This is a genomic window from Pseudomonas sp. BGI-2 (assembly GCF_004310295.1).
Lineage (GTDB): Bacteria > Pseudomonadota > Gammaproteobacteria > Pseudomonadales > Pseudomonadaceae > Aquipseudomonas.
On sequence record NZ_SISB01000028.1, the window covers coordinates 16139 to 29480 of the forward strand.

A 13342-nucleotide genomic window follows, 5' to 3' on the forward strand; every position below is an offset into this window, starting at 1 on the left:
TCATCTCCCTCCATGGAGTGGTGCGGCCCGCGCAATCCGTGCGCGAGTAATGGCAAATCAACCGTACGCCGCTCGGTCGAATGTTCTAGCGTGTAGAAGCAGGTATAGCCGACGGCAACGGAGGGCAACGATGGATCATCGTACAAAAGGTTTCACGCTGATCGAGCTGCTGGTCTCGCTCGCGGTATTTTTGATCCTGATCACCCTGGCCGTGCCTGCGTTTACCCGGTCGGTGCAAGGCACCAAGGCCGACACCGAAATCGGCGACCTGCAACGTGGGCTCAATTTCGCACGACTTGAGGCCATCGACCGGGGCGTCGCCACTCGGGTTCGTCCGACGGCGGGTGGCAGCGTCTGGACCGGTGAATTGGCGGTTTATGACGGTACTGGCAATCTGGCCAATGTATTGCGGGTTGTTCCAGCGATGAGCAGCGGTGCGACTCTGACGCTAACCTCAGGAGTGACCGCCATCGATTTCAACAATCTCGGCGGTTTATCGGCGCCGTCCACACCCGTGGTGATCAGCTACGTGCTGGGGGCGCGAAGCAGGACGCTGAATGTGTGTTTGAACGGACGAATTCTATTGGGTGGAAGTTGCGGATGAGGGAACGGAGTAAACATGCACAGGAGGGCATGACGCTGATCGAAGTCCTGGTCGCGTTGGTGATTCTGACCGTAGGGCTGTTGGGGGCGGCGGCGATTCAGCTCAATGCGCTGAAGTACACGGACAGCTCGCGGATGACCAGCCAGGCGAGTTTTATCGCCTACGACATGATGGACCGCATCCGCGCCAACTCCGGCGCTGACTACACCGTGACGCCACCGACGTCCGGCAATCTGAACGTCGCTCGCGATCAGGACCTCTACGATTTCACCACCAACATCGTCAATTTCGGCGGCGCGACGGCCACCGGCACCGTTACGCTGAGCCAGCGGGTTTACACCATCACCATCACCTGGGATGACTCGCGCGCCGCCAATACCGCCAATTCACGCCGCAGCTTTGTCATGACCAGCCGTGCCGCCGTCGACCCGGTGGCAACGCCATGAGGCGGTCCAACAGCGGTTTCGGGCTGATCGAATTGTTGATCGCCCTCGCGTTGAGCCTGGTTGTCGTGCTGGGCGTGGCGCAGATTTTCATCGCCGCCAAGAACACCTACGTCAGCCAGAACACCGCCGCCGCCATGCAGGAAGATGCTCGATTCGTGCTGAGCAAGATGATTCAGGAAATCCGTATGGTCGGCATGTTTGGCTGCCTGGGGACGATCACCGACTCAAGCACTGCCGGCGATTTCAACGCCAGCCAGATAACGCCCGTCAGTTGGGATAACGCCAACCTCAAATTGACGCTGGTAACCGCCGATGTCGGAGGCAGTGGCGGGGTGCCGGCCTGGACGGTGATTTCCGACTGTAGAAACACGGCGACGGCCTACACTGGCGCGCGAGTACCGGCCTCGGGCTTTTTGGCGTTTCCAATCCGGCGGCTGATCTACAGCTTCAGCAATAACAAAATCATGATGGGCTCCGGTGCCGGTACGCCGGCCCAGTTCGTACTGGTCGATAACGTCAGTGCTTTCAGCGTGAGCTTCGGCCTCGCCAGCTCCGCCACCGATGTAGCCGCTACCAGTTACAGCCCTAATCCGTCCGACCCCGCACGAATTCGCAGCGTACGCCTGAGCCTGACCCTCACCGACCCTAACAACCGGGTGCGCAATCAAACCTTCAACGTGGTTGCCGCCTTGCGCAACAGGTTGCCATGAGGAAGGCCTCCCTGACTGTTCACACCCAGCGGGGCATGGCGCTGCTGGTCAGCCTGGTGTTCCTGCTGTTGCTGACCTTGATCGGCCTTTCATCGATGCAGAACGCCACCCTGCAGGAAAAAATGGCCGGCAGCGTAAGTTTGCGCAACCAGTCGTTCCAGGGCGCCGAAGCGGCTTTGCGTGTGGGAGAAAGCGCGGTGCAGCTGGACAGCTATTCATTGCCGGTCTGCAGCCAGTGCGCACCACCGGCCGACGCGTCGACGATCACCGCCGCCGGCGCCGGCGCCAGTTCCACCTCCGGGGTGACCTGGATCGCCTCTGGCAGGGGTTTTTACGGGGTGCAGAACATCGGCACCACGGTCAATGCCGTGAATGTGCCGAGCAACACCTCGGCGACGCTTTACCGGGTGACCGCTGTCGGCATCGCGGGCAACTCACGCAGCGTCGTGGAGAGTATTTATGCGAAATACTGAAAGGCGTGTTGGCGTGTGGCAGCTGATTTGCGGCGTGATACTGGGGCTTTACCTGACGGCTCCGACCTACGCCTTCACGCCCTCGGACTCTCCGCTGTTGAGCGCTGCGGCCGTCGCCCCGAACGTCATGCTGCTGATCGACGACTCGGGGAGCATGAACAACATCATCTGGGCGCCGGATTTCGATCCGACTGTCAGCCGCGCGCAAATTGCGAACTGCAATTCAGACGGCTCATGTTTGAACGGACAGAACCTGGACATGGAAGATAACAATATCGCCTTATCGAGCCTTAAACGCGGCAACTGCTCCAACAACGGCAACTGGTACGGTTTTTATCGGGGGTTTTTGGGATTGTCATCGATATGCCTGAAACTACCCGACCCTGTGGGTAATGAAAATACGCGTTATACGGCTAACTATCTGTCTTATCTGGTGAGCCTGGCCAATGGTTCGAACAGGGATTTCACCACGGGCACCGATGCCATCCCAAACGATTACCGCATGAACGTAGCAAAGGATGTTTCTACGAATCTGGTCACCAGTAATCGCGAGCTGCGTATCGGGCTTGCGACATTCAACCCGCCCGCGGGCAATAATTCCGGCCCCGGCGGGTTTATCCCTCGCGCTGTCAGTGATCTATCTGCTGGCGGGAGCATCACCCAGGGTCAGGCGCAAACCAACTTCAACAACCTGATTTCATCGATCAATGGTTTGAGTGCAATCGCCAATACCCCGTTGGCGGAAACCTATTACGAGATCTCGCGGTACATGCGCGGCATGGCGCCGTACTACAACTCGACGCCAACCAGTTACACCAGTCCGATTCAGTATCGCTGTCAGAAAAACTATGGCGTCGTGATCACCGATGGGTTACCGACCTATGATCGGACTTTCCCGACTACCGATCCCCTGGGCGGTACTCGCTTGCCCAACTGGGATGGTGTGAATAACGATGGCGATAACCTGAGCGGTGATGGCGAAGGCGACACGCTGTATCTGGACGATATCGCCAAGTTTTCCTTCGACATCGACATGCGCTCCACAGGTAACGATCTGGCCGGAAAAAGCTGGAATGCGGCGGATTTTCCCAAGCAGAACATGAACACCTACACCGTGGGTTTTACCGCCGCGAACCAGATGTTGTCGGATGCGGCCGGCTACGGACAGGGCAAGTACTATCAGGCGACCGATAGCGCTGGACTCAACAGTGCGCTGTCCTCGGCGCTAAGCGACATCACCTCGAAGGCCGGTTCCGGTGGTAGCGGTGTCACCAGCGGCACCACCCTGGCCAGCAACTCAAGTTACTTCCAGACCAGTTACGACCCGAAGGACTGGCGCGGCACGATCAAATCCTTTGGCTTCACATCGGCGGGCATCGTGAACACCGCCGCAGCGCTGTGGACCACCGACACCACCATCGTTCCCGGTGCTACAGCGCCGACTTACCAGTCCTGGAACACTTTGACCAACGCCGCCGTCACTTTGGCGTATGCCAGTTTCTCCCCGGCGCAGCAGACCTCACTCAGCCAAAGCCTGCCCACCGGCATCACCGGCAGCGATCTGGTGGAGTGGAGCAAGGGCACCAACAAAACCGGGCTCAAGGTGCGCAGCGTGCTGCTTGGCGACATCATCAACTCGCCCCTCGTACTGGCTTCGCCCACGGATAAAACCGCGTCCGACTTGGTGGGTGACACCACCTACAGCACCTACCTGACCACCAAATCCACCACCATGAGTCCCAGCCTGGTGGTGAATGCCAACGACGGGTTCGTGAATGTCATCAACTCGGCCAATGGCGTCCGGCGTTATGCCTACATGCCTTCCAGCGTGTTGCCATCGCTGCGCTACATCGCCGACCCGACCTACATCAACGGTGTGAGCCACAAGTTTCTGGTCGACGGTCAGGTCGGGGTGTTCGACGCCCAGTTCAGTGGTGCCTGGAAAACCCTGGCCATTGGCGGAACCGGGGCGGGCGGCAGGACTTTTTATGCATTGCAGTTGTTCGATACGTCAGCGGGTAACGTGTTCAAGGCACTGTGGGAGATCAGCGCGCCGGCCACGGCCAGTACCGCGAACGTTTTCAATGATCTGGGTAATGCCTATGCACGACCTGAAGTGGCACGCTTGGCCGACGGTCAATGGGCCGCGTTCATTTCCAACGGTTATGGCAGCAACTCCGGGGTGGCTGCGTTGTACGTGGTAGACATTCGTGACGGCTCGTTGATCAAGAAAATCGTGGTCGACAGCACCGACACCACCAATGGCCTGTCGTCGGTGAAGCTCAGGGTCAACTCGCAGAATGTGGTGCAGGCCGCCTATGGTGGCGACTTGAAAGGGCGGTTATGGAAGTTCGATTTAAGCGCTACCGCGCCCGACACCTGGGGCGTGGCATTTTCCGGCAAGCCGCTGTTTACCACCGCGGGTGGCGCCACCCAGCCCATTACCGTGCAGCCATTGCTGGCGGACAATTCACTGGGCGGCAAGGAAGTATTTTTCGGCACCGGCAAATTCAACGAGACTGCCGACAAGACCACCAAGGATTTGCAGGCGTTCTACGCCGTGTGGGATGCGGAAGGCGGAGCCGGTCAGATCACCGTGTCCAGTTTGCAGGCGCAAGCGGTGACCGGTGTGTTCTCGGGCAGCACCGGGCAATTCATCACCACCAGCCAGAACGACGTGACCTATCCGGCGGAGAAGGGCTGGTACTTGCCACTGGTGTACAACAACGTGCTCACGGGGGAGCGGGTGATCAATCAGGCCAATCTGGTGCTGGGGCGGATCGTCTTTACCACGGCGAGTGTGGACACCACCGACCCGTGTGCCAGCTTCGGTACCGGCAAACTGGTCGAACTGGATGCGTTCAGCGGTAAGATGCTCAACTACGCGGTGCTCGACACCAACAACGATGGGACGGTCGACAGCACTGACACGGTGTCCAGCGGAGTGATTTTCACCGGTGGCATCCCGACCCTGAACGCCATCGTCAACGGCGCGAGCCGCAAGATCGTAAACGATTCCAGTGGCGGCATCAGCACCCTGGTGGAAAAATCCGGCGGCGGCAGCCGTCGCATCATGTGGCGACAAATACAGTAAGTGAGAGTTAAGGAATGCACAGATCCAACCGAGGTTTCACCCTGATCGAAATCATGATCGTGATTGCGATCATCGGGATCGTCATGACTATTGCCGCCCCGAGCCTCACCGAGTATGTGAAAAAGGGCCGCCGCACCGAAGTGGCCGGGCTGCTTTCCGAACAGGCGCAGATCCTTGAGCGGTTCTACTCGAAGAACAATGTCTATACCGCTACCACCGGACTGAGCGCCGGCAATGACTTTTACACCATCACCCCGACCCTGACCGACCAGACCTTCCTGCTGACGGCCGCGCGCAAGACCGGCGCAGCGATGGCGACCGACAAGTGCGGGGATTTCACCCTCACCAACACCGGCGTCAGAAGCATGGTCAATGCGACGTCCGGGCTTGCCACTAAAGATTGCTGGGGTCGCTGAGTTCCTTTTTCGGGCGCCTTTTTGCGCCCTCTGTCTATTTATCGGTTGGATCAGAACATGAGCAGGCAACAGCAAGTGGTGATTGTCGGCGGCGGCGTGATTGGGCTGCTGACGGCATTCAATCTCGCGTCCGAAGTGCAAAGTGTTGTGTTGCTGGATCGCTCGAGCGTCGGTCAGGAATCGTCATGGGCCGGTGGCGGGATTGTTTCGCCGCTCTATCCGTGGCGCTACAGCCCGGCAGTCACCGCGCTGGCGCATTGGTCCCAGGATTTTTATCCACAGCTTGGTGAGCGACTGTTCGCCGCGACCGGGGTTGATCCTGAAGTGCACACCACCGGCCTGTATTGGCTGGATCTGGATGACGAGGCCGAGGCGCTGGCCTGGGCCGAACGGGAACACCGTCCACTGCGGGCTGTGGATATCTCGGCGGCACACGACGCCGTCCCCGTGCTGGGTGCCGGGTTTTCTCGGGCGATCTACATGGCCGACGTGGCTAACGTGCGCAATCCGCGGCTGGTGAAGTCCCTCAAGGCTGCGTTGCTGGCGCTGCCGAACGTGACGATTCATGAGCAGTGCGAAGTCAGCGGGTTCATTCGTGAAGGCGATACGGTCGTCGGCGTGCAGACCCCGGCGGGCCCCGTTCACGCTGATCAGGTAGTCCTGACGGCTGGCGCCTGGAGTGGTGACTTGCTGAAGAGTCTGGATCTGGAACTGCCGGTTGAGCCGGTCAAAGGGCAGATGATTTTGTACAAGTGCGCGGCGGACTTCCTGCCGAGTATGGTGCTTGCCAAGGGACGCTATGCGATTCCCCGGCGCGACGGGCACATTCTGATTGGCAGCACGCTGGAGCATGAAGGCTACGACAAGACGCCCACTGACTCGGCGCTGGAGAGCTTGAAGGCGTCGGCAGTTGAGCTGATTCCTGCGCTGGCGGATGCCGAAGTGGTGGGGCATTGGGCTGGATTACGCCCGGGTTCGCCGGAGGGGATTCCCTATATTGGCAAAGTGCCGGGGTTCGACGGGCTATGGCTCAATTGCGGGCATTACCGTAATGGGCTGGTGCTGGCGCCGGCGTCGTGTCAGTTGTTTGTGGATGTGATGCTGGGGCGGGCGCCGATTATTGATCCTGCGCCGTATGCTCCGACCGGGCGGATCTGACAGCACGATTTTTATCGCCTGCCAGATCGCCTTCGCGGGCAAGTCGGAGCGAGCGGTGCGGCGATCCGACTTGCCCGCGAAGGGGCCCTCAATCCAACCCCAATTTCTTCAGTCGATAACGCATCGACCTGAACGACAAATTCAACCGCTGAGCCGCCGCCGTGCGGTTCCATCGGGTTTCCTCCAGCGCCTGGAGGATTAGTTTGCGTTCGACGTTTTCCAGATAGTCTTCCAGATTGTCGATCTGTGTCAGGTCCGCCACGCCGTTCTCTACCGTGCAGTTACTTTCGGCCAGCCGCAGGTCGCTGGCTTCGATCTGTTTGTTCTCGCACAGGGTGTAGGCCCGTTCCAGCACGTTCTCCAGTTCCCGCACGTTGCCCGGAAAGCGGTAGCTTTTGAGCGTATCAAGGGCGAGTGGGTGGAGTTTTGCGGCGGGTTGTCCGCTACCGGCTGCCAGACGCTTGAGTACATGACTGGCCAGCGGTTCGATGTCGTCGCGCCGCTCGCGCAAAGGGGGAACGCGTAGCTCGATCACGTTCAACCGGTAGTACAAATCCTGACGAAAGCGTTCGGCGGTGACTTCGGCGTCGAGGTCTTTGTGGGTGGCGCAAAGGATGCGGACGTCGACCACCATTTCTTGCTGCCCGCCGACGCTGCGAACGGCTTTTTCCTGAATGGCCCGGAGCAGTTTGACCTGCATCGCCAAGGGTAAATCGGCCACTTCGTCGAGAAACAATGTGCCGCCATGGGCGGCCTGGAACAGCCCGGGTTTGTCTTCGATGGCGCCGCTGAAACTGCCTTTGCGATGACCGAAGAACTCGCTTTCCATCAACTCCGACGGAATCGCCCCGCAGTTGACCGGCACGAACGACTGATTGGCCCGCGGGCCCTGCTCGTGAATCAGCCGGGCGACCAATTCCTTGCCGCTACCGGATTCGCCGCTGATGTACACCGGGGCCTGGCTGCGAGCGAGTTTGTCGATTTGTTTGCGCAGGTTGCGCATGGGCAGTGAGTCGCCCAGCAACCGGCGATCAATGGCGGTACTGGCGCCGCCCGGTGCCGGCAAGCGCAGGGCGCTGGTGACCAGTTCGCGCAGGCGTGTCAGGTCGACCGGTTTGGTCAGGAAGTCGAAGGCGCCTGCCTTGAGGGCGTTGATGGCCGTTTCGAGGTTGCCGTAAGCGGTGATCATCGCCACCGGCACTTGTGGGTAACGCTGCTGGATGTACTGCACCAGCTCAAGGCCGGTGCCGTCGGGCAGGCGCATGTCGGTCAGGCACAGGTCGAATGTCTCCCGCGTCAACAAGGCCTGGGCTTCGCCGAGGTTGCGGGCACTGAAGGTATCGAGTTTCATCCGTCCCAGGGTGATTTCCAGGAGTTCGCGGATATCCGGTTCGTCGTCGACGATCAGGACTTTGGGCCGTAGGCTCGTGTTCAACTTTGTTTCCGTCCGTGAGCAAAAGTGATGCGAAAGCAGGCGCCGCCTTGGCGTGGTTTGAAGTCTAGGCGGGCCTGGTTGCTTTCGCACAGCTCACGGGACAGATAAAGCCCCAGGCCTGTGCCCTGGCTACAGGTGGTGAAGAAGGGTTCGAATAGATGCGTCTGTTGGTCAAGCGCCACGCCGGGGCCGTTGTCCAGGACTTCGAGCGTCGGCAACAGGCTGTCGGGGTCGACAAACAACTCGAGCCAGACCTGCGCCAAGTCGTGATTCAGGGCGCTATGGCGCCAGGCATTGCGCAGCAGGTTGTCGAGAATCTGGGTCAGCTGATTCGGATCCATCAGGGTTTTGAAGTCGCCCAAGCCGATGCGCAGGTGAATCAGTTGGCGCTCGGTTGCCCCTTCACGGGCTTCGGCGACGAAGTGCTCCAGCCACGGCTTCAGATCGAGCCTTTGCGGCACGGTTTGCTGACGGCGGGACAGTTGCAGGACGTTTTCGATAACCCGATTCATTCGCTGAGAGTGGTCTTGGATAATCTGGGTCAGACGCCGATCCGCGCCGTTCAGTTCCTCGGATTCCTGTAATAGCTGCGCGGCATGACTAATGGCGCCCAGTGGATTGCGGATTTCATGGGCGATACCGGCCGTCAGGCGACCGAGTGCGGCGAGTTTCAGTTGCTGCGCTTGTTGAGCGATCTGGGCCAGGTCTTCGAGAAACACCAGGGTCTGATGATTCGGGCTTTGGTCCAGCGCAATGAAGCTGGGTTGCAGTTCCAGGCCACTGCTGGCGATTTTCAGGCTTTGCGGGCGCAACGACGGATTGTTGAACCACAGTTGAAGGCGTTCGACCAATGTCGGCGAATAATCGTCGATCAACCGACCGTCGAGGTTTTTCTGCCCCAGCAAAATCAAGGCGCTGTGGTTGGCCAGTTGCACCCGCCGCTGATCGTCCAACACCAGAATGCCCGTGCGCATGCGATGCAGGATCAACGCGTTGAGCGCTTCCAGGCCAACCACTTCACTGGCCCGCAGTTCGGCTAGGCTTTCGCTGTCTTCCAGGCGCCTGATCAGCCCTTGCACCAGTAACGCCGCGGCAAAACACAGCGCGCCGAGGGTGCCGACTTGCAGGTATTCGCTGGGACTGATCGGGTGACTGAAGCTCAGGAGAAAACTGAAGCCGACGATACCAAGGGCGGCGACTGCCGCTATCAGCAGGCCGATACGCCCGCGCAATAAGGTATTAGTGATGGCCACCGACACGATCAGCAGGTTGCCGATGGCGCTGGCCAATCCGCCAGCGGCGTAGAACAGGCCGCACAGCAGCAGGACGTCGATCAATGCTAGGCTGAAAAGCTGTGCCGGCCGTCGGGTGTTCTCCCAAAAGACCACCAGCAAGAGATTCAGCACCAGGTACAACCAACTGCCGCTGCGCAGCAGGTCGTCCTTGGCGAAGGCCAGCAACTGATTGTCCATGTTGCTGGAAATCAACAGCACCAGGGTGATGCCGACGCTCAAACGGTAGAGATGATAAAGGCGCAGCAGACGCAGGGCCTGTTTGCCGCCGGGACTGGACGTCTCAGCGATCACTTGAGCCTGGGCCTTGCTCAAGGTGAGCCTGGCTGCAATACCACTGTTGTTGAAGGCTCAGCGCGCGGTCGCGGGGCAGGTGAACGCCGCAATGAGCGCAGCGGACCATGGGCGCCGCATCCAGCTCGGCGGAGGATTTTGGAGCGGAAGTCGAAGCCTTGTACTTGCGCCAGAACCATACCGCAGCGGCAATCAGGGCAATCCAGAACAATAAACGAAGCATGGCGAGCGGCTTTATCAGCTAATGATCAGGCAGTTTAGCCAAGGACATGACCCGCGCACAGCGTTATAGCGCTGCGTAACCTTGTAGGAGCGAGGCTCGCCCGCGAAGAACGATTACGCGGTGATTCAGGAACACCGCATTGGCTTCTTCGCGGGCAAGCCTCGCTCCTACAGAGTCTCCGTTTATCAGTCGAACACGCCGAAGGTCATGTAGCTGAACCACGAACGGCCTTCGTTGTTAGCTTCGGATTCGTGTTCCTCTTCTTCGATCACGTCGCCATCTGCATCTTTAGGCTTGAGATCGCTTGGAATCGCGTCCTTGGCATCCTGGAACTGCTTTTGGACGTCCTGGTTGGCGCGGGTTTCGCCCGGCGGCAGCGGCGGACGGGATTCGATCAGGCCCAAAGTAGCCTTGCTCAGCCACGAACGGTTGTCGGCTTCGTCGACCGAAGGCTTGAACTGACCGTCCACCAGGGTTGGGTGGGTCGGGTAGTTGAGCTTCAGGGTTTCGAGGCTGGTGGCTGCCAGGTCGTCCAGGTGCAGACGCTGGTAGGCTTCGGTCATCACCGCCAGGCCGTCACCGACCGAAGGGGTTTCCTGGAAGTTTTCCACCACATAACGGCCACGGTTCGCGGCGGCGACATAGGCCTGACGGGTCAGGTAATAGTCGGCAACGTGAATCTCGTAGGCCGCCAGCAGGTTGCGCAGATAAATCATGCGCTGCTTGGCGTCCGGCGAGTAGCGGCTGTTCGGGAAGCGGCTGGTCAGCTGGGCGAACTCGTTATAGGAGTCGCGGGCAGCGCCCGGGTCACGCTTGGTCATGTCCAGCGGCAGGAAACGCGACAACAGGCCGACGTCCTGGTCAAAGGAAGTCAGACCTTTGAGGTAATACGCGTAATCCACGTTCGGATGCTGTGGGTGCAAACGAATGAAACGCTCTGCGGCAGACTTGGCAGCCTCAGGCTCGGCGTTCTTGTAGTTGGCGTAGATCAACTCGAGTTGAGCCTGATCGGCGTAGCGCCCGAACGGATAACGCGACTCCAGCGCCTTCAGCTTGGCTGTGGCGGCGGTGTAGCTATTGTTGTCCAGGTCGGTCTGAGCCTGCTGGTACAGCTCGACTTCGCTAAGGTTTTCGTCTACGACTTCCTTCGATGAGCAAGCAGCGGTCAATGCGAGGATGGCGATCAGCAGCAGGTGTTTCACTTGCATGGCGGCTTGCGTCCCTATGACGGCCGCTGTCTTGGGCGGGGCCGTCCTGTTATGATGAGCGCCCCGTTGAATAGCCTCGGGGCAAAAGACGCCGTATTTAACCACAAGCGCGCAGCCGAAACCAAAGGCTGTGCCGACGCCTAGTCTGAGCATGTCCGATAAAATTGAACTTCGCGCAGAGGTGCCGTCCGAATTGGGCGGCCAACGCCTCGATCAAGTCGCCGCACAATTATTCGCTGAGCACTCGCGCTCGCGCCTTTCCGCCTGGATCAAAGACGGCCGCCTGACTGTGGATGGGGCGGTTATCCGCCCGCGAGACATCGTTCATGGTGGCGCCATTCTTGAGTTGACTGCCGAGCAGGAAGCTCAGGGCGAATGGATCGCTCAAGACATCGAGCTGGACATCGTCTATGAAGACAACGACATCCTGGTGATCAACAAACCTGCGGGCCTGGTGGTGCATCCTGCCGCCGGTCACGCGGATGGCACCTTGCTCAACGCCTTGCTGCACCACGTGCCGGACATTATCAATGTGCCCCGCGCCGGTATCGTGCATCGCCTGGACAAGGACACCACCGGTCTGATGGTGGTGGCCAAGACCATTCAGGCGCAGACACAGCTTGTCACGCAATTGCAGAGCCGCAGCGTAAGCCGGATCTACGAATGCATAGTGATCGGTGTGGTGACGGCCGGCGGCAAGATCAACGCGCCGATCGGTCGTCACGGCCAGCAACGCCAGCGTATGGCTGTGATGGAAGGTGGCAAGCAAGCCGTCAGCCATTACCGCGTGCTCGAGCGTTTCCGCTCCCACACTCACGTGCGGGTGAAGCTGGAAACCGGTCGTACGCACCAGATTCGTGTGCACATGGCTCACATCAACTACCCGCTGGTCGGAGATCCTGCCTACGGCGGTCGTTTCCGCATTCCGCCGGCAGCCAGTGTGACCATGGTCGAATCGTTGAAGGCGTTCCCGCGTCAGGCCCTGCATGCGCGGTTCCTGGAGCTGGATCACCCGACCACTGGTAAGCGGATGAGCTGGGAATCGCCACTGCCGGACGATTTCGTCTGGTTGCTGACGCTGCTCAAGCAAGACCGCGAGGCGTTCATCGGATGAGTGACTGGCTGATTCCCGACTGGCCTGCGCCTGCCGGGGTGAAAGCCTGCGTGACCACCCGTGCGGGCGGCGTCAGTCTGGCGCCGTTCGACAGCCTCAACCTCGGCGATCACGTCGACGACAGCCCCGAAGCTGTTGCCGAAAACCGCCGCCGCCTCACCGATCACTTCTCTATTCAACCGGCCTGGTTAAAGCAGGTTCACGGCATTGCCGTGGCTCATGCCGACCCAAGTCTGGTCGCTACCGCTGACGCCAGCTGGACTGCAACGCCCGGGATTGCCTGCGCGGCAATGACCGCCGATTGCCTGCCGGCCTTGTTTTGCGATCGCGCCGGCACACGCGTTGCGGCGGCCCATGCCGGATGGCGTGGATTGGCGGCGGGTGTACTCGAAGCCACCCTCGATAGTCTCGATGTGCCACCAGAAGAAGTGCTGGTATGGCTCGGCCCGGCCATTGGCCCGCAAGCCTTTGAAGTCGGCCCCGAAGTGCGCGAGACCTTCGTCCAGCAACTGCCCGAAGCGGCCAAAGCCTTCGTGCCCAGCCAAAACGCTGGCAAGTTCATGGCCGACATTTACGAGCTGGCGCGTTTGCGTCTGGCAGTTCGTGGTGTCACCGCTGTCTATGGTGGCGGTTTCTGCACCGTAACCGATCCTCGCTTCTTTTCTTACCGCCGCAGTCCACAAACGGGTCGGTTTGCCTCCCTGATCTGGCTGTAGTGCCCTGTCTCACGAATACTGTTCCTTTTTGACGGTGTCTGTTGCCGTCATGCTGCGTTGCCGCTCCTCGCCATAGCGCGCTATGACTCGTCGCGGCGCCTTGCCTGACGTCAACAGCCACTCTTCAAAAGAGGAACGTATCCGTGAGACAGGGCACGA

At 59.8% G+C, this 13342-nt stretch carries 13 protein-coding genes; 9 read left to right on the top strand and 4 right to left on the bottom strand.

Annotation, left to right across the window (positions count from 1 at the left end):
* Positions 1-130 precede the first annotated feature (130 nt).
* From EYC95_RS19050 to thiO, 7 genes are read left to right on the top strand one after another with little or no spacing between them, the layout of a single operon-like run.
* Complete coding sequence (locus EYC95_RS19050; protein WP_131061741.1) at positions 131-604, top strand: GspH/FimT family pseudopilin; 474 nt, start codon at positions 131-133, stop codon at positions 602-604.
* Positions 601-1050 carry a type IV pilus modification protein PilV gene (gene pilV / locus EYC95_RS19055; protein WP_131061742.1) on the top strand — a complete coding sequence of 150 codons (450 nt, stop codon included), beginning with the start codon at positions 601-603 and terminating at the stop codon, positions 1048-1050. The genes EYC95_RS19050 and pilV overlap by 4 nt, the downstream gene beginning before the upstream one ends.
* Positions 1047-1760, top strand: coding sequence for a PilW family protein (locus EYC95_RS19060; protein WP_131061743.1), 714 nt, complete (start codon positions 1047-1049; stop codon positions 1758-1760). The genes pilV and EYC95_RS19060 overlap by 4 nt, the downstream gene beginning before the upstream one ends.
* Complete coding sequence (locus tag EYC95_RS19065) at positions 1757-2233, top strand: PilX N-terminal domain-containing pilus assembly protein (RefSeq protein WP_131061744.1); 477 nt, start codon at positions 1757-1759, stop codon at positions 2231-2233. Before EYC95_RS19060 ends, EYC95_RS19065 begins: the two co-directional genes overlap by 4 nt.
* Positions 2220-5327, top strand: coding sequence for a pilus assembly protein (locus tag EYC95_RS19070; protein ID WP_131061745.1), 3108 nt, complete (start codon positions 2220-2222; stop codon positions 5325-5327). Before EYC95_RS19065 ends, EYC95_RS19070 begins: the two co-directional genes overlap by 14 nt.
* A 14-nt stretch (positions 5328-5341) precedes the next feature.
* Positions 5342-5743, top strand: coding sequence for a type IV pilin protein (locus EYC95_RS19075; RefSeq protein WP_131061746.1), 402 nt, complete (start codon positions 5342-5344; stop codon positions 5741-5743).
* Between the two features lie 57 nt (positions 5744-5800).
* Complete coding sequence (thiO, locus tag EYC95_RS19080) at positions 5801-6901, top strand: glycine oxidase ThiO (protein WP_131061747.1); 1101 nt, start codon at positions 5801-5803, stop codon at positions 6899-6901.
* Positions 6902-6989: 88 nt separating this feature from the next.
* Here the strand turns inward: thiO and EYC95_RS19085 are convergent, their stop codons facing one another.
* The 4 genes from EYC95_RS19085 to EYC95_RS19105 form a co-directional block, all read right to left on the bottom strand.
* Complete coding sequence (locus EYC95_RS19085; RefSeq protein ID WP_131061748.1) at positions 6990-8336, bottom strand: sigma-54 dependent transcriptional regulator; 1347 nt, start codon at positions 8334-8336, stop codon at positions 6990-6992.
* Positions 8333-9922 (bottom strand): PAS domain-containing sensor histidine kinase, encoded by a 1590-nt coding sequence (locus EYC95_RS19090; RefSeq protein WP_131061800.1) that lies wholly within the window; start codon positions 9920-9922, stop codon positions 8333-8335. Before EYC95_RS19090 ends, EYC95_RS19085 begins: the two co-directional genes overlap by 4 nt.
* Positions 9912-10145, bottom strand: coding sequence for a PP0621 family protein (locus EYC95_RS19095; RefSeq protein WP_131061749.1), 234 nt, complete (start codon positions 10143-10145; stop codon positions 9912-9914). The genes EYC95_RS19090 and EYC95_RS19095 overlap by 11 nt, the downstream gene beginning before the upstream one ends.
* 185 nt (positions 10146-10330) lie before the next feature.
* Positions 10331-11353, bottom strand: a complete 1023-nt coding sequence (locus EYC95_RS19105; RefSeq protein ID WP_131061750.1) for an outer membrane protein assembly factor BamD — start codon at positions 11351-11353, stop codon at positions 10331-10333.
* A 151-nt stretch (positions 11354-11504) separates the two neighbouring features.
* On the opposite strand from EYC95_RS19105, the gene rluD reads away from it, so the two are divergent.
* Positions 11505-12467 carry a 23S rRNA pseudouridine(1911/1915/1917) synthase RluD gene (gene rluD / locus EYC95_RS19110; protein WP_131061751.1) on the top strand — a complete coding sequence of 321 codons (963 nt, stop codon included), beginning with the start codon at positions 11505-11507 and terminating at the stop codon, positions 12465-12467.
* Positions 12464-13183, top strand: coding sequence for a peptidoglycan editing factor PgeF (gene pgeF / locus EYC95_RS19115; RefSeq protein ID WP_131061752.1), 720 nt, complete (start codon positions 12464-12466; stop codon positions 13181-13183). The genes rluD and pgeF overlap by 4 nt, the downstream gene beginning before the upstream one ends.
* Positions 13184-13342: the final 159 nt, after the last annotated feature.